Origin of the sequence: Agrobacterium tumefaciens (assembly GCA_025560025.1) — a bacterium.
GTDB lineage: Bacteria > Pseudomonadota > Alphaproteobacteria > Rhizobiales > Rhizobiaceae > Agrobacterium.
In genome coordinates, this window is sequence record CP048486.1 from 166,374 (window position 1) to 185,873 (window position 19,500).

General features: G+C 56.0%; 19 protein-coding genes. 11 read left to right on the forward strand and 8 right to left on the reverse strand.

What is annotated here, in order from left to right; translation table 11 throughout:
- The first annotated feature begins 26 nt into the window (after positions 1 to 26).
- Entirely contained in the window at positions 27 to 1,250 is a 1,224-nt protein-coding gene (locus FY152_14760; protein UXS33434.1) for a glycosyltransferase family 9 protein, read from the forward strand.
- 135 nt (positions 1,251 to 1,385) lie between these two features.
- On the opposite strand, the gene FY152_14765 is transcribed toward FY152_14760, so the two are convergent.
- Together FY152_14765 and FY152_14770 are read right to left on the reverse strand one after the other, a co-directional pair.
- Complete coding sequence (locus tag FY152_14765; protein UXS33435.1) at positions 1,386 to 2,282, reverse strand: methyltransferase domain-containing protein; 897 nt, start codon at positions 2,280 to 2,282, stop codon at positions 1,386 to 1,388.
- A 163-nt stretch (positions 2,283 to 2,445) separates the two neighbouring features.
- A complete protein-coding gene (locus FY152_14770; GenBank protein ID UXS33436.1) occupies positions 2,446 to 3,753 on the reverse strand; it encodes a glycosyltransferase family 4 protein in 1,308 nt (435 codons plus the stop codon).
- 472 nt (positions 3,754 to 4,225) lie between these two features.
- On the opposite strand from FY152_14770, the gene FY152_14775 reads away from it, so the two are divergent.
- Entirely contained in the window at positions 4,226 to 5,989 is a 1,764-nt protein-coding gene (locus FY152_14775; GenBank protein ID UXS33437.1) for an ABC transporter ATP-binding protein, read from the forward strand.
- An 82-nt stretch (positions 5,990 to 6,071) separates the two neighbouring features.
- Here the strand turns inward: FY152_14775 and FY152_14780 are convergent, their stop codons facing one another.
- Complete coding sequence (locus tag FY152_14780) at positions 6,072 to 6,842, reverse strand: IclR family transcriptional regulator (GenBank protein UXS33438.1); 771 nt, start codon at positions 6,840 to 6,842, stop codon at positions 6,072 to 6,074.
- 114 nt (positions 6,843 to 6,956) lie between these two features.
- Positions 6,957 to 7,766, reverse strand: coding sequence for an ABC transporter ATP-binding protein (locus tag FY152_14785; protein UXS33439.1), 810 nt, complete (start codon positions 7,764 to 7,766; stop codon positions 6,957 to 6,959).
- A gap of 130 nt (positions 7,767 to 7,896) precedes the next feature.
- Here FY152_14785 and FY152_14790 point away from each other — a divergent pair, with 130 nt between their 5' ends.
- From FY152_14790 to FY152_14815, 6 genes are read left to right on the forward strand one after another with little or no spacing between them, the layout of a single operon-like run.
- Positions 7,897 to 8,700 carry an ABC transporter permease gene (locus FY152_14790; GenBank protein UXS33440.1) on the forward strand — a complete coding sequence of 268 codons (804 nt, stop codon included), beginning with the start codon at positions 7,897 to 7,899 and terminating at the stop codon, positions 8,698 to 8,700.
- Positions 8,701 to 8,732: 32 nt separating this feature from the next.
- Positions 8,733 to 9,722: an ABC transporter substrate-binding protein gene (locus FY152_14795; protein ID UXS33441.1), complete on the forward strand. Its 990-nt coding sequence runs from the start codon at positions 8,733 to 8,735 to the stop codon at positions 9,720 to 9,722.
- Positions 9,723 to 9,782: 60 nt separating this feature from the next.
- Positions 9,783 to 10,532 carry an SDR family oxidoreductase gene (locus FY152_14800; GenBank protein ID UXS33442.1) on the forward strand — a complete coding sequence of 250 codons (750 nt, stop codon included), beginning with the start codon at positions 9,783 to 9,785 and terminating at the stop codon, positions 10,530 to 10,532.
- 8 nt (positions 10,533 to 10,540) lie between these two features.
- Entirely contained in the window at positions 10,541 to 11,227 is a 687-nt protein-coding gene (locus FY152_14805) for a hypothetical protein (protein ID UXS33443.1), read from the forward strand.
- Between the two features lie 9 nt (positions 11,228 to 11,236).
- Positions 11,237 to 12,085 (forward strand): fumarylacetoacetate hydrolase family protein, encoded by an 849-nt coding sequence (locus tag FY152_14810; protein ID UXS33444.1) that lies wholly within the window; start codon positions 11,237 to 11,239, stop codon positions 12,083 to 12,085.
- A 23-nt stretch (positions 12,086 to 12,108) separates the two neighbouring features.
- Positions 12,109 to 12,894: a 2-keto-4-pentenoate hydratase gene (locus tag FY152_14815; protein UXS33445.1), complete on the forward strand. Its 786-nt coding sequence runs from the start codon at positions 12,109 to 12,111 to the stop codon at positions 12,892 to 12,894.
- An 80-nt stretch (positions 12,895 to 12,974) separates the two neighbouring features.
- On the opposite strand, the gene FY152_14820 is transcribed toward FY152_14815, so the two are convergent.
- The gene (locus FY152_14820; protein UXS33446.1) at positions 12,975 to 13,880 is read right to left on the reverse strand and encodes a LysR family transcriptional regulator; all 906 of its coding nucleotides are present in this window, start codon (positions 13,878 to 13,880) and stop codon (positions 12,975 to 12,977) included.
- A 183-nt stretch (positions 13,881 to 14,063) separates the two neighbouring features.
- Between FY152_14820 and FY152_14825 the strand changes: the two genes are divergently transcribed.
- Positions 14,064 to 15,119, forward strand: coding sequence for an aldo/keto reductase (locus FY152_14825; protein ID UXS33447.1), 1,056 nt, complete (start codon positions 14,064 to 14,066; stop codon positions 15,117 to 15,119).
- Positions 15,120 to 15,168: 49 nt separating this feature from the next.
- On the opposite strand, the gene FY152_14830 is transcribed toward FY152_14825, so the two are convergent.
- Both FY152_14830 and FY152_14835 read right to left on the reverse strand, forming a co-directional pair.
- Entirely contained in the window at positions 15,169 to 16,119 is a 951-nt protein-coding gene (locus tag FY152_14830; GenBank protein ID UXS33448.1) for a bile acid:sodium symporter family protein, read from the reverse strand.
- Between the two features lie 78 nt (positions 16,120 to 16,197).
- Positions 16,198 to 17,001 (reverse strand): hypothetical protein, encoded by an 804-nt coding sequence (locus FY152_14835; protein ID UXS33449.1) that lies wholly within the window; start codon positions 16,999 to 17,001, stop codon positions 16,198 to 16,200.
- Positions 17,002 to 17,140: 139 nt separating this feature from the next.
- Between FY152_14835 and FY152_14840 the strand changes: the two genes are divergently transcribed.
- Entirely contained in the window at positions 17,141 to 18,208 is a 1,068-nt protein-coding gene (locus tag FY152_14840; GenBank protein ID UXS33450.1) for a linear amide C-N hydrolase, read from the forward strand.
- Positions 18,209 to 18,296: 88 nt separating this feature from the next.
- Here the strand turns inward: FY152_14840 and FY152_14845 are convergent, their stop codons facing one another.
- Positions 18,297 to 18,824, reverse strand: coding sequence for a dihydrofolate reductase (locus FY152_14845; protein ID UXS33451.1), 528 nt, complete (start codon positions 18,822 to 18,824; stop codon positions 18,297 to 18,299).
- Positions 18,825 to 18,870: 46 nt separating this feature from the next.
- Between FY152_14845 and FY152_14850 the strand changes: the two genes are divergently transcribed.
- Positions 18,871 to 19,440: a TetR/AcrR family transcriptional regulator gene (locus FY152_14850; GenBank protein UXS33452.1), complete on the forward strand. Its 570-nt coding sequence runs from the start codon at positions 18,871 to 18,873 to the stop codon at positions 19,438 to 19,440.
- Positions 19,441 to 19,500: the final 60 nt, after the last annotated feature.

Below are 19,500 nucleotides of genomic sequence, written 5' to 3' on the forward strand. Positions count from 1 at the left end.
TTACTTTTCCTACCTTGGACTAAATAATGCGCGACAATAAGCTCCGACGCGGCCCGTTACGGCGAAGCTGGAAAATCGCCCGTCGATGGCTGCGGGCGAAATCCCGATACATGTCTGCTGTTTTGCGCGGAAAAGGCAACCTGTTCGGACCTGCCACCCTCCGAGTCAATCATTCTGTCCCACTGTGGCCTCAAAAAATTCTCATTATTAAATCCGACAAGATCGGGGATTTCGTTCTGGCCCTGTCGGCCATGGCCCATTTGCGTGATACTTTTCGCGACGCAGAGCTTCATCTATTGGCCGGCCCGTGGAATCGAACCTTAGCCGAGCAATCGAAGCTCTTCGACGTGATTCACCTTACAACCGCCAACAATGGATCGAGCCAACCCGGGCGTGGCGAATTTGAATCGACGGCGGCACGACTACCTCATTTCGACCTTGCAGTTGATCTGCGGATTGAAGACGACCAGCGCGGCTACATTCTAGCGATCGATGCCGATACGAAAGCGGCGTACTCCGGAAAGAAAGGGCCTACCCGCTTTGACATTCAGCCGCCGTTCCCGAGAAAAGAATCTTGGGCAACGCAGATGCTCGATATTCATGCATCAACGTTGATGAACAGACTGGCGCGGGAGGTATCGGGTTTTTATCAGGATAATATTGTTGCGAAGTCTGTACTCATTAATCTGGCAAGAGAGAGAACTGCTTACACAGAGACCTTGATCAATGGGATTGACCACGACAGCGAAAAATTCCTTGTTGGCATAAATTGCGGCAGCGGTGCGCAAACGAGGGACTGGCCCGAAGAGTCGTTCTTGGCCTTGGCCAATCGTTTGATTGTAGAAAGCGATGCTTTTTTTCTTCTGATTGGCGGCCCCGACGAAATCGCGAAACATGAGATAATTGAGCGCGCATTGCCTGAAAATCGCGTTTTAAACCTCACTGCCAAAATCGATCTCGCGGACCTGCCAAGCATTCTGATAAAGCTGTCACTTTATGTCGGCAACGATACGGGAACGACCCATATGGCAGCGAGTCTCGGCATCCCCACTGTCTGCATCTATGGTGGGGTGACTTCGATCGGCAGATTTGCCGCTAAGGGTGAAAAAACAATCACAGTCACCAACGCTGTCCCATGCTCACCTTGTGGCGTTTCATCCCTGAAGGAATGTATCGGTGGCCACGCCTGTATGAGGGGCATCTCTGTCGATCGCGTTGTAGATGCGGCAGCGCGGGCAATGAATACTTAGCACAATGTAAATATTGTCAATTCTGAAGCCTTCGGAAACAGATTTCTTTCTCTAAAGGGAGCATAGAAGTCGTCGCGGTATCGCGACAACTCTCCTTTTAAGAACCGCTCAATTGCGTCCAGCCTAGACAGACACCTAAAATCGAAGGAAGGTCCTGATTTTCCTCACCCTTCGCTTGAGAATCTCTTTTGGTAGGTTTCTTCGAATGGTCACGAGCTCATCCTGCACTGCAGACAATGCTGATCGTGTCTCTTCGAGATTATGCTCCAGGGCATGCATCCTGTCGATAAGCCGGTCGAGGGGAAGATAGCTATAAGGAGAATTTTGATTGAAATCCTTATCCACCACATCCGATAGTTTTTGAAATGACGGATCGTCGTGCGCCTTCTGCGCGATCACCGAATAATCCGGGAAAAGTTCGGTCAACTCCAGGAGCGCGCCGGCAATCCCGGATGTGAAACGAAGCGAAGGCTGGTTTATCCCTATTGCGTAAACATCCGCAAATCCAGAAAACTCAGCAATGAACTTCAGGTAGTTTGGCGGCAGCGGATGTATATGTGTCGGATCCATATAAAAACGGTTGGATCCAACGAGAAAATTCTCTGGATTGGGCGTCTCGAATATTATCATCCCGCCTGGCGCAAGCACACGGAAACTCTCCGCGATAAGATCGTGCAAAATATCGACGGGAAGATGTTCGACGATATGAAACCCGGTAACCAGAGAAAGGGATGCATCCGGTAACGACTTAATATGAGCAAGAGCATCGCTGACAACTATTTTCAGGCCATCCAATTCGGCCGGTCTAAGCATTTCAACGTTTGAATCCACTCCCGTGGCATTCCATCCTCTATGAGAGAGAATCTCCAACCATTCGCCACGACCACAACCATAATCGACGCTTACCTTGGGAAGGCCCGAGGCCTCCAATGCGTCCAGAAGTGGAGAATATCCTAGCAGCCGTTTACCAACCTCTGCGCGGGTACCCCGATATTTTTGCTCGAATTCAAAATAGAATCTCTGATCAACCATTATAACCGCGGCTTTCTTTGAGGGGCGTAATGCACAATACGCCGACACGTCTTTCGCTATGGATTAAATTCTAAAACTTCCTCACAAATCGCCGCGGCGACAACTAGGTCTGCGTTTTCCAACCCATCACCTGCTGCACCGCGATTACCCGTGCCGGATACCTTCAAACATCAGCTGTCGAGGCGGCGTGGACCTGATTTGAGCCGCGCAAATCATGAACTGCCTTCATCACATCGGCTGCGACGTCACGCCAGGTTCGCATATCGGGATGAGCTTCTGCTATTCTCGTCTTAAGCGCAGCATAGTCTTCCGGTGTGGATAACAGTTTTCCGAGAATACTCGCCAATTGCTCAGGCTGCTCTGGGTCGAAGTAAAGCGCCAAATCACCTCCTGCTTCACGCAAAGCGGGGACATCGGCCGCCAGCGCAGGTGTACCGCACCACAAAGCTTCACTTATCGGCAGGCCCCAACCTTCCATTCGACTGGGGAGGAGCAACGCAAAGGCACCCTCATACAGCAAGCGAAGCTCGGCCTGGTTAGGGTTGAGAACAAACTGAAACTTGTCAGCGATCGCTCGATATCGATCTTTCTTCAGAAACTTCTCTACTCGCTTGCGCCGTGCCCCAGCCAGAACAAGTAACGGGACATCGACGCCATTATTTTTAAGATTGAGCATCGCCTCCACAACGCATTCCAGATTTTTCCGGCCGTTGTATATTCCAACGCAAAGCAGATACGGCTCTGCCGGTCCTCTTTTATTCACTTGCTCGTTTGTTGGTCGAAGCTCGTGGCAAAGTGGTACCGCAACCACCTCAGGAATTGCCGGCAATGTCCCAGCTTGGGAAAAATGGCGCACTTCGCCTGCCGTAAATTCCGAGTTCGTCAAAATCAGCGAGGCCGCTTTTATCGTTACCTGATTGTCGTAAAGGAAGTTTCGAGGAAAGGCGAATTGATTGCGGTGCGTAAAGTCATGCAACGGAATCATATCGTGAAGCAGAGGCACAAAAACGGGCCTTTCCCCGCGTTTTTCCAACGCCATAATGTAGTCAGAAATGATTTTGGGGCGGCCGAGCGACACCAAAATTTGCCCGTCTAGGTTCACCTCTTTCGTCGCACCGTCCGGGACTGTCTGCCAGCGTTTCGTGTTTCGATGCACAACGATTTTACGCGCTATGTCGTAGAAGATTTTCTTTATGAAATTTGTATCATAAATATTCTGCCTAAGACGCAAAGGTGTCGCGGTAGATGGAATATTGGGATCGAGAACTCCCGTCGGAGATGCATCCCCTACCCGTGGAAAAACTTCAAAGAAACGGCCGTGCAACGGCGAGTAAATGACATATCTGATCGACTTATCCAGTGACGTTAGTTCATACGCTACCTCCATGACCGTTCTGGAGATTCCGTAGTACTTGAACTTTACGCCGGAATTCAAAAACAACTCCGACAAATCGAAAAATATTTCAGGCATTCACTATCCTGTCTGCTACAACGAACCGACAAGAATCGGACGCTTCTTTTAAGATACAAGGCGCACCGCTTTCGGCTCATCCCCATCAACGGCTCATCTTTTACATCGGCACATAGCCTTCGAAAAGCGCTATTTCTCGTTTGATATGAACTGAGCTAGATACCTCTTTCATCTTCGGATATTGGCCTTGACGCCAGCTTTTGCGGGACCACATAAATAAGGTAACATTATTCCACCTTACCTCGACAGCGGTTGACACATCGCGAGAGCCGATTTATTGGCACTCTCACCTAAGAAAAGATTGAAGGTACCTCGGCATTTGGAAGCGGTGTAAAGCTCTTTGTCATACATGCATGAGACCTAAAAAGTTCGTTTCGAGCGAAAAGCGAACCAAGCCTGAAGCAATGAAGGCCGGATTTGCAGTTCCTTTCTCGCGTGATAAAAACGGCCTACATCAAACAGGAACAAAACTGTGATCGGATCATTTTTGTCGCCAAACGACAAGAAGTTGCTGACGCGACTTTTCAAAGAAAACTTCAAAAAACATGTCGGTTGGTACTCTGCAGCAATTGCGGCGATGGTTGTCGTTGCCGCCACGACGTCTCTCAGCGCTTGGATCATGCGCGATATCGTCAACAGCGTTTATCTTAAGAGAGGCTTTGACGTCGTTCTTGAGATTGCTGTTGCGGTTGCGGTCATTTTCATCGTGAAGGGTCTCGCGACCTTTGTGCAGAGCTATTATCTGAGCAAGGCCGGCAACAGCATCGTCGCCGAGCAGCAGCGCAAAATCTATGATCGGCTGTTGAAACAGGGAGTATCCTTTTTTCAAAACCTACCTTCCTCTGAACTGCTTGTGCGCGTCACCTATAATGCGCAGGCGGCCCGGAGCGTCATAGACACGATCGTCACCTCTTTTGTCCGGGACCTTTTTTCGCTCCTGGGGCTGATCATCGTGATGTTCGCCCAGAATTTCCTTCTGAGTGCGATTTCCATGATTATTGGTCCCTTGGCGATCTTCAGCGTTCGTCTCGTCCTGCGTCGTGTTCGCAAGATCATGGAGGCCGAACTCGCCTCGCTGGGTGAAATTGTCAATGTCGTGCAGGAAACGAGTATTGGCGTTCGCGTTATCAAGGCCTTTTCGCTTGAGAAACTGATGCGCCAGCGCATGAACAAGGCCGTGTCAGATGTTGAGCACCGTGCCAATGGGATTGCCAAGCTCGAGGCAGCTACGAGCCCGATCATGGAGACACTGTCTGGCCTTGCTATCGCAGTGGTGATTGCTGTCTCTGGATACACGGTGCTCGAAAAAGGCGGCTCCCCCGGCGATCTGATGGCATTCATTACCGCTCTTCTCCTAGCCTACGAACCGGCTAAGCGACTTGCTAGAATGCGCGTACAGATCGAAGGCGGGATGATCGGCGTGCGTATGATGTTCGAGGTGCTGGATGCGCCGCTAACACTGATGGAAAAGAAAGACGCAGTAGCGCTCCCGAAGGCAAGCGGCGATGTCGAACTCAAGAACGTCAGCTTCGAGTACGTGTCCGGTCAGCCGGTTCTCAGGGACGTCAGCGTCCTTTTTGAAGGCGGCAAGATGACGGCGCTGGTCGGCCCCTCTGGCAGTGGCAAGTCGACTATCATCAACCTCATGATGCGTCTTTACGACCCACAGAACGGCTCTGTTGAAATCAACGGCACGGATCTGCGCGATGTTTCCTTTGCCAGCCTGCGCGAACACGTTTCTTATGTAGGCCAGGAAACCTTCCTGTTCTCCGGAACGGTCAAGCACAACATCTCCGTCGGTCGCGACAATGCGACAGAGGAAGAGATCATCGCTGCCGCCAAGGCCGCAAATGCGCATGATTTCATCATGAAGATGCAGGACGGATACGACACCAGGCTCGGTGAGAACGGCTCCGGTCTGTCGGGCGGTCAGCGCCAGCGCGTGGCCATTGCTCGCGCAATGCTTCGAGACGCGGATATTCTAATCCTCGACGAAGCAACCAGCGCTCTCGATTCGGAATCCGAATCCCTCGTGCGCGATGCGCTGGAGCGTCTCACGCTCAACAAGACATCCATCGTCATCGCCCACCGCCTTTCCACCATCAACCGCGCCGACAAGATTGTCGTCATGGACAATGGTGAAGTGGTAGAACAGGGCAGCCGGCGTGAATTGTTGGCGAATGATGGTCTTTACAAGCGGCTCCACAGCATCCAGTTCGACGCCGACGTCGCTTGAGACCAAAATGAAATCGGGCGGCTCTGCCGCCCGAATTTACTTTTCGGCTATCTTAAGCTTGGGCCCAAAAGAGCCGGATTAGCTACCAGGCGATTTCCATGTCACTCGCAGCCCTTGCCAGAAGCGGCAATATCTCCGCCACACGCTCATCCGTAAGACGAGTCAGCGGCGCCGCCACGCTCATGGTTCCCACGACATCTTTCCCCTGGTGGATGGCGACAGCAATTGCCCCCACTCCCTCTTCGGCTTCGCCAACTGCGCGGCCGTAACCGAGACCTGCAACGGCATCGAGTTCCCGGTTCAGCGCTTCGATGGTATTGATGGCGTTGGCAGCCTGCTGGCCGGGTTGGCCGAGCCCGGCTTCAAGGGCGATCCTCAGCGCCCTCTCCCGCTCCAGGCTCGCCAGCCATATTTTACCGTTCGCCGTCGCATAGGGTACGATGCCGGCGCTCATATCGGGTTCAAACACCAGGCCTGAGCGGCGACCGCGGGCGGAGCCGACCCAGACAAGCGTATTGTTCTGCACAGCCGTCAAACGAACGAGTTCGCGGGTGCGTTCGGCGAGCGCATTCAGGATCGGCTGACGCAAATCCGAGACCTGCAATCGCGCCAGTTGTTTCTGGCCCACCAGCGCCATGCGCATGGTTAGCGCGTAGCAATCGCTCTCGGGGCTCTGCCAAGCCCAGCCATTCTCGATCAGGGAAGTGAGGATGCGATGACATGCGCTTTTCGGAATATCGAGTTGATGAGCGACATCGGATAGTTTGAGCGGTTCCTCGGCCAAGGCGAGGAGCTCCAGCATGGCAATCGTTCGCTCGACGCCGCCGCTTGGTACATTGATCGTCCTGTCCATTTCATTCTCCGGTCGCATATGCGTCGCGATTTTCAATCAAAAGACAACGCTTCATCAGGAAGATGCAGGGCCTTTCGCGTATTCCTCTTCGGATACGTGAAAGGTCCGTTCGTTTCAGGCATGGCGTTGCAAAATGCCGCGCGAAAGGAAAATCTCGGTAATCTCCTCGGATTTCTCGATGAATTCCGGCTCCCGTCGGGCGGCCAGCCCACGCGGCCGAGGCATGTCGATATCCAATATCCTCTCGATTCTCCCAGGTCTCGGGGTCATGACGATGACGCGATCCGCGAGAAGAACCGCTTCATCGATGGAGTGGGTGATGAAGACGACCGTCATTCGATTCTTCAGCCAGAGCGCTTCCAAATCGATACGCATCTGTTCGCGCGTCAGCGCATCCAATGCCCCGAAGGGCTCATCCATCAACAGCAGACGCGGTTGCAGAAGCAGAGCACGGGCGATCGATGCGCGCTGCTTCATGCCGCCGGAAAGTTCATGCGGATACCTGTCGGCGAAATCCTTCAAACCGACGGATTCGAGAAGCGCAAGCGCATGCGGCCGCAATTCCTCGCGGTTCCGCCCGGTCATTTCGGCTGGAAACAGCACATTGTCGATGATCGTTCGCCAGGCGAGAAGCACGTGATTCTGGAAAACGATGCTCATACCGGGCGGCGGTGCCTTGGAAACGTCGCCGAAAACGGAAATCTCCCCCGTGCTGGCGTGAGAAAGACGGGAGATCAGCCGCATCATCGTCGATTTGCCGCAGCCGGATGGGCCGACAATCGCGACGAACTCCCCGTCACCAATAGTCAGGTCAAGTTTTTCCAAGGCCACGACAGGCGCGTCCGCATGCCCGAAATATTTGCTGACGCCCTTTAGCAAGACGCCGGGTTCATAACCGGTCCTGTCGTTTTTCTTCTGCAACATGCGTTCCTCCCGCTGCATTTCATTCTTTCACTGCCTCCGAAATAGCACTTGACGAAACATCAGTCCATATGGAACATTGTTCCAATAATACAAAATTGTCCGGCAACGAGCGGGCAATTCGGGAGGAAGCATGTTTTCGAAAGTCATTGGTGCCGTCAAAGGACAGGCCCACACCGTAGGCAGCCTCGTGGGTGCAGGCATTGTCTGGGAAATCGCGGTGCGTCTCTTGAATGTTCCGGAATATATCCTGCCGGCGCCGAGCAAGGTCTTTGCGGACCTTTATAACAATGTGCCTATTGTCTTCACCGCATCGCTCTACACACTGCAGCCCATGGTGCTCGGCTTCCTCGTGGCCGTCGTCATGGGAACGTTGCTTGCTCTGCTGGTCGTCTATTCACGCGCATTCGAGGCGATCTTCTATCCGCTGCTGGTGATCCTGCAGATCATCCCCAAGATCGCCATCGCACCGCTCTTCATTATCTGGGTCGGCTTCGGTCTGCCTTCGAAGATCCTGCTGGTCTTCCTGCTTTCCTTTTTTCCGATCGTGGTCAATTCCATCGTAGCGTTTAAGTCCATCGAACCTGACGTCTACGATCTCGCCAAGAGCTATCGCGCCGGACGACTGAAGATTTTCTGGAAGGTGGAACTGCCCGGCGCCCTGCCCTCGCTTTTTGCCGGCTTCAAGGTGGCTGCAGCACTGTCTGCAACGGCGGCCGTGGTGGCGGAATTCGTTGCCTCCGACAACGGGCTTGGATACCTGCTGCTGAACTATAACGGCAACATGAATACCAGCATGACCTTCGCCGTCATCATCGTGCTGAGCCTGCTTGGCTTGCTTCTCTACGGCATCGTGGAACTGATCGAGCGTTTCGCCATCCCCTGGCACGTCTCGCAGCGCCGTGACGATTTCACTGTCGGGAAAAGCGCGACCTGAATTCGGACTTCAATTAAAAACGGGAGGATAAAATGTTCAATATTATGAAAAAAACGCTTGCGGGCGGTGCGATCGCGCTCGCCGTTGGTCTGGCAGGAATTCAATCCGCTGCGGCTGAAGACAAGGTCACACTCCGTCTCAATTTCCTTTTGAGTGGTGTCCATACCATCTTTTATTACGGCGCAGAAAAGGGTTTCTACAAGGAGGCCGGCATTGATCTGCAGATTGGCGAAGGCCAGGGCTCGGCGCGCACGGTCCAGTCGGTCGCAACTGGTGGCGATATGTTCGGCATCGCCGATGGCGGCAGCGTCATTGCCGGCGCGTCGAAAGGCGCACCGGTCAAATCCGTGCTCGGTCTGCTTAACACCTCACCCTATGCCATGACGTTTCGCGCGGATTCCGGCGTAAAATCCATCAAGGATGTGGAGGGCAAGACGGTCGCGGCCAGCGCCGGCGAAGCTTCACTCGCCCTCCTGCCCGCTATTTGGAAAAAGAATGGCGTCGATGCGTCCAAGGTCAATATTCTGAATGTGGATGGACCCGGCAAGATCATCGCCATCATGCAGGATCGCGCCGCGGGCATTCTCGGCGGGCTTGAAAACCAGGTCGTGGTTCTCAATTCAAAGGGTCTGGAGCAGAAGGTATTTTCTTTTGCGGAGCTGGGCGTGAACACGCAGGGTCTGACAATCGTTACCAACACCAAGTTGATCGACAGCAATCAGGACCTGGTCAAGCGCTTCGTGGCGGCGTCGCTGAAATCCATAGAGGCAGCCAAGGCGGATCCTGACGCGGCAGTTGCTGCAGCCGTCAAGGAAAAGCCGACCGGCGATCCCAAGCTTCTGAAGGAGCAGCTGGAAGTCTCGCTCAAACTTCTGCCGTCGCCATCTGCCCCATCTGCGCCGCTCGGCGAAATGGCTGCGGCAGACTGGCAGCAGACACTCGATCTGATGAAGGAATATCAGGACATCAAGACCGATATGTCGGCAGACGCCTTCTTCACCAACAGCCTCATCGCAAAATAACTGCAGACGCCGAGAGCCCGGCAGATCTGCCGGGCTCGATGCGGAACAATGGTTTCAAACATGTCCACACACTATGATCTTGAAGGCCGGGTGGCGGTCGTCACGGGTGCTGCCGGCGGCTTCGGTGCCGCCATCAGCCGGCGGTTACAGGACTGCGGCGCCACGGTGGTTCACTGGGATCTGCCGACAGCTGTGAAAAGCGGTTACGTTGCCAACCTGCCCCATGCCGGCGTCGATATCACAGACGCGCAAAGCATCGAAACCGCAGCCAATGATCTGCAACAGCGGTTTGGCAGGCTCGACATCCTCGTCAACAATGCCGGCATTGTCGGCAATGTCGCGCCCTTGTGGGAAATTCCGGTCGAGGAATTTCGCAGGATCATCGACGTCAATCTGTTCGGGGCGTTTCTTGTCTGCCGTGCGTTGGTGCCGTTGATGATCGAAACGGCGAAAGAAAGCCATTTCGGCCGCATCGTCAACGTCGCCTCCATCCAGGCCAAGGAAGGCATGCATCAGGCAGCCGCCTACAGCGCCGCCAAGGCGGGGCTGGTGGCGATGACCAAAAGCCTCGGCAAGGAACTGGCAACAGCGGATATTCTCGTTAACGCCGTTACGCCCGCGGCCTCCATGACGGCAATGAGTATCGATGCTCCGAGGGAACGACTGGACGATATTCTCTCCCGCATTCCCATGCGGCGTTTTCTCGACCCCGCCGAAGTCGCCAATATGGTGGCTTGGCTCTCTTCTTCCGAATGCAGCTTCTCGACCGGCGCGGTTTTCGACCTGTCCGGCGGTCGTGCAACATATTGAGGTAACCAATGTCTCTCTTGGGAAAGGCCGTCGTCGCCATCTGGAACGACATCTTGCCGGAAGGCCGCGAAAACTTCATCGAATGGCATAATCGCGAGCATATCCCGGAACGCGTGACGATCCCCGGTTTCCTGCGAGGACGCCGTTATATCGCCGAGCAGGGAGCACCTGAGTATTTCACGCTCTATGAGGCAGCGGATGCGAAGGTGCTGGTCGGCCAGCCCTATCTCGACCGGCTGAACAATCCCACCCCCTGGACAAAGCGTTCCACCGCCGACTTTCGCAACACGACACGCGGTGTCTGCAACACCGACTATTCCCATGGGTGCGGCGACGGTGGCTTCATCGCCACCTTTCGTTTTGATGCGGACGAGACGGACAGGGCGGCGATCCGATCCATGCTGACTGACGCTCTCTGCGAAACCGGTAAGCTGAACGGCATCAGTGGCACCCATCTTTGCATTGCAGACAGTGGCGCAAGCAGCCTCGAAACCGCCGAACGCAAGGGTCGTCAGGTTGGCGTACCCAACTGGATCATCATGATCGAAGGCGGCTCGGCCTCTTCCGTTGCCACTGCCGCGGACAAGCTGGCACAACAACTCTCCGGAAACGACCTCGTCGGACCCGTGGAATTTGGACTTTACCGCCTTGAATTTGCGCTCGGCGAAAATGCCCTTCAGCAATCAGCCGCATAGGAAAACAGAATGAAACTTCTCCGTTATGGTCCAATCGGCCAGGAAAAGCCGGCAGCGCTAGACGCCGAGGGCATTATCCGCGATCTTTCTTCGATCGTCACCGACATAGCCGGGGCGACCCTTTCGCGCAGTTTTCTTGAAAAACTGACAAAAACCGATCTTTCTTCCCTCCCGGCCGTACCATCTGATGTGCGGATCGGTCCCTGCGTCGGTTCTGTCGGCAATTTTGTGGCGGTTGGCCTCAATTACATCGACCATGCGCTGGAAACGAATACGCCCATTCCCGAAGAGCCGGTGCTTTTCAACAAACACACCTCCTGCATTTCCGGCCCGAATGATCCGATCTGCCTTCTGAAGGATTCGGAAAAAACCGATTGGGAAGTCGAGATCGCCTTCGTTATCGGTGAGCCGGCCTATCATGTGCGGGAAGAGGATGCACTCTCCGTCATTGCGGGTTTCTGCGTCTGCCATGATGTCTCCGAACGCGCCTTCCAGATCGAACGCGGCGGCCAATGGACGAAAGGCAAAAGCGGACCGACATTCGGTCCGCTCGGGCCGTGGCTGGTCACGCCGGATGAAATCGGCGACGTGCAAAATCTCGGCCTGTGGCTGGACGTTAACGGCCAGCGCATGCAGACCGGCTCGACGTCCAAGATGATTTTCCCGATCGCAACGCTGGTTTCCTATATCAGCCGCTTCATGCGTCTGATGCCAGGCGATGTGATCACCACCGGCACACCGCCAGGTGTGGGCCTTGGAATGAAATCGCCCGTCTTTCTGAAAGCCGGCGACGTGGTCGAACTCGGCATTGATGGCCTTGGCAGACAGCGCCAAATCGTGACAGCATTCGGCGCGTGAGATCATCAGGAGACATGAGCGGAATGACGGCGATCGAAAAACTGGCGGAGCGTTTTGCAAAGGCAAGCCGGGAGGGTGATAGAATTGCTTTAGCGGAGCTGGAGGCGGAGGGCCTCGTTCCGGGCACGCTTGCAGAGGCGATGGCGGTTCAGCGAGACTTTGCCGGATATTTGGGAAAACCGATCGGCGGCTGGAAGCTGGCGATTCGTCCGGATGGCGAGGCGGTCGCGGCTCCCATGTTCGATTGCTGCCGGGTGAACGATGCCAATCTCGCTTCCTTCCCGTTAGATGGAACGGAAGCGATTGAAGTCGAGATATGCTTTACACTCTCTGCCGATATTCCCGCTGCGGCCGAAGGGCGGCTCACCAGATCGGATCTGATGCAGTATATCGACAAGGTGCATCTGGGTGTCGAGCTTCTCCGTTACAGGCTGGAAGAGAAAAATCAGGTTGCGTTTCCGCTTTTTCTGGCAGACCGCCTCGCCAATCACGGTTTCGCCCTCGGTCCGGAGGTGGACAAGAGCATCGTGGACGTTTTTGCCGCTAATGGCGATGACCTGCCGCAGCTCATCGTTACCGAAGGATCAGTGCAGCTCTTCCATGCCAAGGTGAAACACCCGAATGTTGATCCGCTGGCGCCACTTCTTGCCTTTGCCAATGCCGCACTCAACACGGGACATATGCTGAGGGCAGGCCAGGTGGTGACGACTGGCAGCCTCTGCGGTGCGCTGCCGGGCGCACTCTCTGATGAGACCCGCATTATGCTGGAATCGGTTGGCGCTTTCACGCTGTCGGGTCCGAAAGAATAAGCCGGCAGCCCAACGAATAAACAATCACGTTCTCCCGATCAGCGATGATGAGACGCAAACCGGCACCTTTTTGCGTCACTTCACTTAACCCGCCCGTATTCACCCAGAAAATCGAGCAACGCCCGAATACGGGACGGGAGGAGCCCGCGCTGGCCGGCATAAACGGCGTGAAATATCTCCGTTTCACCCGTATCAAGATGATCGAGGACCGATATGAGCCGGCCAGCGGCGATATCCTCCCGCACGGTGAAGGCAGCAGCGCGAACCAACCCGACACCGGCAAGGGCGAGATGGCGAAGGCCCTCGCCATCGCTGACCTGCACGCGTCCCGTCGCGGGAATGACGACGGTCTTTCCGGCATCCCGCAACGGCCACCCGTCGATTGACCGGGCATAACCGAACCCGAGCCGATTGTGATTTTCCAGATCGGTTATGGTTTGCGGCACGCCGCAGCGCTCGAGATAATCCGGGGCGGCGGCAATGATCATCCTTGTCTCACCGAGTTTCCGGGCAACGAGAGTTGAGCTCTTCAGGGGTCCGGCGCGCACCGCGACATCCATGCGCTCCGCAAGGAGGTCGACCACCATATCCGTCTGGACGATATCGAGCGTGACGCCCGGATGAAGCGCCAGAAACCGTGGGAGGATGGGCGCAAGAATATGTGTTGCATAAGAAGCGCTGGTGTTGATCCGCACCCGGCCGACGGGCTGTTCGCCCTCACCGGCAGCCCGTTCGGCCTCTTCGAGATCGGCAAGGATGCGGGTGGCCCTTTCATAGAAGGCGCAGCCCTCCGGCGTGATCTGAAGCTGCCGGGTGGAACGGTTGAGCAGGCGCACGCCCAGGCGGCCTTCCAGCCGTGCGATCAGCTTGCTCACCGCCGAAGGTGTCATGTTCGCCGCTGCAGCCGCGCGGGAAAAACCGCCGAGTTCGACAACCCGCACGAAGATTTCCATCTCCCCTGCCCGGTTGATATCCAGTCGCGCCATGATGATTTCATCTCACAAGTGATAGTATTTTCGGCATTCTATTTCATTGAAGAGTGAGCGTCTATCTTCAGACGGCGATTGAGACACATCACAATCCTCGTCTGCCTGATCACGGGATGGGCAGAGCGCGATGCTTTAAAGCGACCCGCCCGCGACTATTTCGAAGCAACAAAGGAACGCCCCATGGAATATCGCCATCTCGGCCAATCCGGCCTGAAAGTGCCAGTCTTGAGTTTCGGCGCCGGAACTTTCGGCGGCTCCGGCCCGCTCTTCAGCAACTGGGGCAATTCAGACGCGACGGAAGCCCGGCGCCTGATCGATATTTGTCTGGAAGCCGGCGTCAACCTGTTCGATACCGCCGATGTCTATTCCAATGGCGCATCGGAGGAAGTGCTCGGCGAAGCCGTCAAAGGAAGGCGCGACAGCATTCTGATCTCGACCAAGACCAGCCTGCCGATGGGCGACGGGCCGAACGAGGCGGGCTCGTCGCGCTTCCGGCTGCTGCGCGCGGTGGATGACGCCCTGCGCCGCCTAAAGACCGACTATATCGACATCCTTCAGCTTCATGCCTTCGATGCCTTCACGCCGGTTGAAGAAGTGCTGTCGACTCTCGATACGCTCGTCCGCTCCGGCAAGGTGAGATATACCGGCGTCTCGAATTTTTCAGGCTGGCAGATCATGAAATCGCTTGCCGTCGCGGACCGATATGGCTGGCCGCGTTATGTGGTCAATCAGGTGTATTATTCCCTGATCGGCCGGGATTACGAGTGGGATCTGATGCCGCTCGGCGCCGATCAGGGTCTTGGCGCAATGGTCTGGAGCCCGCTTGGCTGGGGGCGGTTGACCGGAAAAATCCGCCGCGGCACGCCGCTGCCCGAAGGTAGCCGCCTGCATGAGACCGCCAGCTTCGGCCCGCCCGTGGATGATGAACATCTCTACCGCGTAGTCGATGCGCTCGACGCTGTCGCGGAAGAAACCGGCAGGACGGTGCCGCAGGTTGCCCTCAACTGGCTGCTCAGACGCCCGACTGTTTCCACGGTGATCATCGGCGCGCGCAATGAGGAACAGCTTCGCCAGAACCTCGATGCCGTGGGATGGGAACTGACGTCCGCACAGGTAGCGAAGCTGGACGAGGCCAGCGAGACGACTGCTCCCTATCCGCATTTCCCCTATCAGCGCCAAGAGGGCTTTGCCCGGTTGAATCCACCGGCCATGACACGTCAGACTATGCCGTTCTAAGGCAGGGTCAGGCCGCCTGAACTACAGGCGGCCTGACAGATGCGGAGCTTCAGGCGGCTTTGTTGGCGGAGCCTGCGTCCACCCGGCCGGAAAACCAGTTTGCCAGGATTGCGCCGGAAATATTGTGCCAGACGCTGAAAATGGCGCTTGGAACCGCGGCGAGAGGTGAGAAATAGGCCGTGGCAAGTGCCGCGCCAAGGCCCGAATTTTGCATGCCCACCTCGATCGCAATGGCCTTGCGCTTGGCAAGTGACAGGCCGGTTGCCTTTGCGGCGAGATAACCGAGGAGATAGCCAAGCCCGTTATGCAGGACGACGACGGCAAAAATCATCAGGCCGGACTGGGCGATGGACGCCTTGGATCCTCCCACCACCGCCGAAACGATGAGGACGATGCCGATGACGCTCACCAGCGGCAATGCCGGAACGGCGGCCTTGACGAGACCGGGCAGCAGCTTCTGCAGAGCGGCGCCGAGAGCGAGCGGAACCAGAACGACCTTGACGATGCTGAGGAACATGGCCCAGCCGTCAACCGGCAGGAACTGGCTCGCAAACAGCCAGACGAGGAACGGCGTCACCAGCGGCGCGGCAAGCGTGGTGACCGAGGTGCAGGCAACGGACAAGGCGACATCGCCCTTGGAGAGATAGGTCATGACATTGGAAGATGTTCCGCCCGGGCAGCAGCCGACAAGAATGACGCCCGCCGCGACTTCCGGAGGCATCGGAATGATGCGGGTGAGCAGCACCGCCAGAAGCGGCATGATGAGAAACTGCCCAAGCACGCCGATCGTCACATCGAACGGCCTTTTTACGACTTCCCTGAAGTCATCGACCGAAAGTGTGAGCCCCATGCCGAACATGATGATCGACAAGAGCGTCACGATCCACGGTGCGATCTGCTTGAACGTATCCGGAAAAAAGAAGCCGAGTACGGCAAACAGGATGACCCAGATGGCAAAGGTCTTGCCAACGAACGCCGAGAGGCTTGCCAGCGATTTCATATCTTTACTCCCTAATGAACACGAGACCCCGTCTAGACTCCAAGGGGGTCGTGTCAAGGTCACTCCGGGGGCAAAGGGTCAGAACCGGTAAGTCAACCCGACGACCGGTCCACTCAGCCGGGAATCGAAAACGTAACCATCGTAGGAGTAATCCACGTCAAGCACCTTGTAGCCCGCCGAGACCGACAATGTGTCGGTAAAGACATAGTTGACCGTCGCGAGGGCTGACCAGGTGAGATCGGATCCTGCTCCGAAACCGCCGATATCCACCTGTCCCTGAACGGACAGCTTGTCCGTCAGGCTGAAAAAGGCCCGCGCGCCGATGACGGGGTCCACCCAGCCGAAACTCTCCCTATGGCTGGCGGAAACGCTGCCGATCAGGGGGTGGCTGGCAGTGACCGCAACGTCATTGGAAATGTGCCAGAAGCGCGCGCCGGCAAGCGCGTCCAGAGAAAATCCATCCGCATCGATAACACGGTAACCCGCCTGCAGCGTCGCCATGAATTCCTGTGTGTCCACATTCGCACCGACAGCGGCACCGGCCGGCAAGGTTGGCAAACCCGGAATTTGCAGCGCCGGCAACGGACCGGCTGCCTTGCTGCCGGTGGTATCGACATACATCAAATCGCCGGAAAGGACGAAACGGTCGTAACGCCCCCAGATGTTGAGAAACCCACCGAAATTAAGATCATCCATGACATCTGAAAAGGATTTCTCCACATGCAGGGTCGGTGCCCGTCGGAACGGCGATATGTTGCCATTCAAGCCAGTCGCCCAGAGATAGCCCGTGGCCTGGAACGCCCAGTCGGCCCCGCCATCAACCTTCGCGGGTGCGGCAACAACGTCGTCCGCACCTGCGGCCGCGGTTGCGGAAAAAGCCATAACGGCTGCAAAAACTGATAATTTTAGCAATGCCTTCTCCCCAACTAATCGCCCGTAGCTAAACCTATTTGACTCCCGCCAACAAGTCCGATTTTCTATCATACGCTGTATTGGCACCGCGAGCACCGGAGACGTTCCCATGCGCCCCAAGACCCTTCCGTTTTTTTCCGCCTGCACTGCCGCGATATTGTCTGTCGCCACGCTTGCCACATCGGTTGCCGAAGCCTGCACGCGCTTCGTTTATCTGGGCGAAAATGATCAGGTGATGACGGCGCGGTCGATGGACTGGAAAACGGATGTGGGAACCAATATCTGGGTCTTCCCCCGCGGCATGGAGCGCTCCGGCGAGGCAGGTCCGAATTCGATCAAATGGACCTCGAAATACGGCAGCGTCATTGCGTCGGGTTATGATATTTCGACGACCGACGGCATGAATGAGGCAGGCCTTGCAGCAAACGTTCTCTGGCTGGTGGAGTCGAGCTATCCCGCTTATGACGGAAAATCGCCGGGCCTGTCCATCGCCGCCTGGGCGCAATATGCGCTCGACAATTTCGCAACCGTGGACGAGGCCGTCAGCGCACTCGAGAAAAACCCCTTCACCATCGTCACCGACAATGTCCCCGGTGAAGAACGTCTGGCGACCTTACACCTCTCCCTTTCGGACGCGACGGGTGACAGCGCGATCATCGAATATATCGACGGCAAACAGGTTATCCATCACGGCCGTCAATATCAGGTCATGACCAATTCGCCGACCTTCGATCACCAGCTGGCGCTCAACGAATATTGGAAGCAGATTGGCGGTACCGTCATGTTGCCGGGCACCAACCGCGCATCGGACAGGTTTGCCCGGGCCTCATTCTATGCCAATGCCATTCCCAAGAGCGAAAATCCGGTCGAGGCCATAGCCAGCGTCTTCAGCGTCATCCGCAATGTCTCAGTTCCCTATGGTATCACCACGCCGGACCAGCCGAATATTTCCTCTACCCGCTGGCGCACGGTGATAGACCACAAGCGCAAGCTCTATTTCTTCGAGTCCGCGCTCACGCCGAATATCTTCTGGATCGACATGACGAAACTCGATCTTTCGAAAGAGACCGGTGCCGTCAAGAAACTCGACCTCGGGCCCAATCAAATCAACATCTATTCAGGCATGGCGAACGAAAGCTTGAAGGACACCAAGCCTTTCAAGTTTCTCGGGCTTTAGGTCTCAAATCGCGTAACAGGGCGGTGAGTAACAGGCGGGCCGTTTCCGTCGTTCCTTGCCGCCCATCGTGTAAGTGAACCTAAGAGCATCACGAGAAGCGATAGTGCAATCGAACGCAGCCCTTTTCGATTTCCTTTGCGCTGACAAGAGTGGGGCTTGCGCGGTGACCTGTAAGCGGGAAAAGAGGTTCGCCTGAGCCGAGGATTTCCGGAATTAGGTAAATCTCGATTTCATCCAGTGCGCCGCGCTCCAAAAAGGCCATCTGCAGCTTTCCGCCGCCCAGGATCCAGACATCGCCATCATCGAGAGCGCGCAGTTCCTCCATCAAAGAGCCCACATCGCTGCGCACCTCCAGAGGTCCCTTGGGCTCCTCGATCGGCCTCGAGGTGACGACGATGACGCGTTGATCTCCATAAGCCCAGGGTGACTGTTCGCTGGCAATGAAATCATAGGTCGCACGCCCCATGACAACGGTTCGAATTCCCTTGATAAAACGTCGGTAATCGTGTTCGCCAAGGTCCATATCATCATATTTGTAGAGCCAGTCGAGCGAGCCGTCTCCAGAAACGATCCGGCCGTCCAGGCTCGCCGCGATATACCCGCGAATGACTGCCATATTATCCTCCTTGATTTATAAATGAATATACGTTTATATATAAGCCATGCCAAGACACAAGTCTATTTCAGATGATCAGGTGCTGGACGCACTGCTGCCCCTCATGTTGCAGATAGGCCCTGACGGGCTGACTTTTGCCGCAGCTGCAAAGGCCTGCGGCCTATCTGCGGCCACCCTGGTGCAGCGTTACGGCAAGCGCGAAGACCTTGTCGAAACCGTGCTTCTGCGCGCCTGGGACAAGCTGCAGGCGGAAACGGAAACGGCCGATGAGCAGGAACCCTTGACGCCGCAGGGCGCCATAGCCCTTCTCATGCGCCTCATGACCTCTGAAGCCGCAGAACAAAACGCCAGTGACGGACTGCTGCTGCTCAGAGAAGACATTCGCAATCCGAAGCTGCGGGCGAGAGGTGCCCTCTGGGGACACACCCTTGCCCACGCGCTTGGCCGCCGCCTTGCCCGCGACGAGGAGAGAGCATTGCGGCTGGGGTGGCAGATGGCCGCCGTTTGGCAAGGCGCACATACATGGTGGGCATTTGTCCGCGGGGAAGATGCGGGCACGGCAATCCGCAGGGCGCTCGAAGAATGGGTCGCCACCGTCAACGCAAGCAAGCGGTAACCCGCGCCACCGGACGCATATTTTATAAGCCGCAGTCGGGTGAATTTATCCTCGAAAAAC

Excerpts from the sequence above, each read along its gene's own strand:
- FY152_14845 (UXS33451.1), bottom strand. The coding sequence starts at position 18,824 with ATGGCAGTCATTCGCGGGTATATCGCGGCGAGCCTGGACGGCCGGATC.
- FY152_14790 (UXS33440.1), top strand. The coding sequence starts at position 7,897 with ATGTTTTCGAAAGTCATTGGTGCCGTCAAAGGACAGGCCCACACCGTA.
- FY152_14785 (UXS33439.1), bottom strand. The coding sequence starts at position 7,766 with ATGTTGCAGAAGAAAAACGACAGGACCGGTTATGAACCCGGCGTCTTG.
- FY152_14825 (UXS33447.1), top strand. The coding sequence starts at position 14,064 with ATGGAATATCGCCATCTCGGCCAATCCGGCCTGAAAGTGCCAGTCTTG.
- FY152_14840 (UXS33450.1), top strand. The coding sequence starts at position 17,141 with ATGCGCCCCAAGACCCTTCCGTTTTTTTCCGCCTGCACTGCCGCGATA.
- FY152_14760 (UXS33434.1), top strand. The coding sequence starts at position 27 with ATGCGCGACAATAAGCTCCGACGCGGCCCGTTACGGCGAAGCTGGAAA.
- FY152_14800 (UXS33442.1), top strand. The coding sequence starts at position 9,783 with ATGTCCACACACTATGATCTTGAAGGCCGGGTGGCGGTCGTCACGGGT.
- FY152_14805 (UXS33443.1), top strand. The coding sequence starts at position 10,541 with ATGTCTCTCTTGGGAAAGGCCGTCGTCGCCATCTGGAACGACATCTTG.
- FY152_14830 (UXS33448.1), bottom strand. The coding sequence starts at position 16,119 with ATGAAATCGCTGGCAAGCCTCTCGGCGTTCGTTGGCAAGACCTTTGCC.
- FY152_14850 (UXS33452.1), top strand. The coding sequence starts at position 18,871 with ATGCCAAGACACAAGTCTATTTCAGATGATCAGGTGCTGGACGCACTG.
- FY152_14780 (UXS33438.1), bottom strand. The coding sequence starts at position 6,842 with ATGGACAGGACGATCAATGTACCAAGCGGCGGCGTCGAGCGAACGATT.
- FY152_14835 (UXS33449.1), bottom strand. The coding sequence starts at position 17,001 with ATGGCTTTTTCCGCAACCGCGGCCGCAGGTGCGGACGACGTTGTTGCC.
- FY152_14795 (UXS33441.1), top strand. The coding sequence starts at position 8,733 with ATGTTCAATATTATGAAAAAAACGCTTGCGGGCGGTGCGATCGCGCTC.
- FY152_14815 (UXS33445.1), top strand. The coding sequence starts at position 12,109 with ATGACGGCGATCGAAAAACTGGCGGAGCGTTTTGCAAAGGCAAGCCGG.
- FY152_14820 (UXS33446.1), bottom strand. The coding sequence starts at position 13,880 with ATGGCGCGACTGGATATCAACCGGGCAGGGGAGATGGAAATCTTCGTG.
- FY152_14765 (UXS33435.1), bottom strand. The coding sequence starts at position 2,282 with ATGGTTGATCAGAGATTCTATTTTGAATTCGAGCAAAAATATCGGGGT.
- FY152_14770 (UXS33436.1), bottom strand. The coding sequence starts at position 3,753 with ATGCCTGAAATATTTTTCGATTTGTCGGAGTTGTTTTTGAATTCCGGC.
- FY152_14810 (UXS33444.1), top strand. The coding sequence starts at position 11,237 with ATGAAACTTCTCCGTTATGGTCCAATCGGCCAGGAAAAGCCGGCAGCG.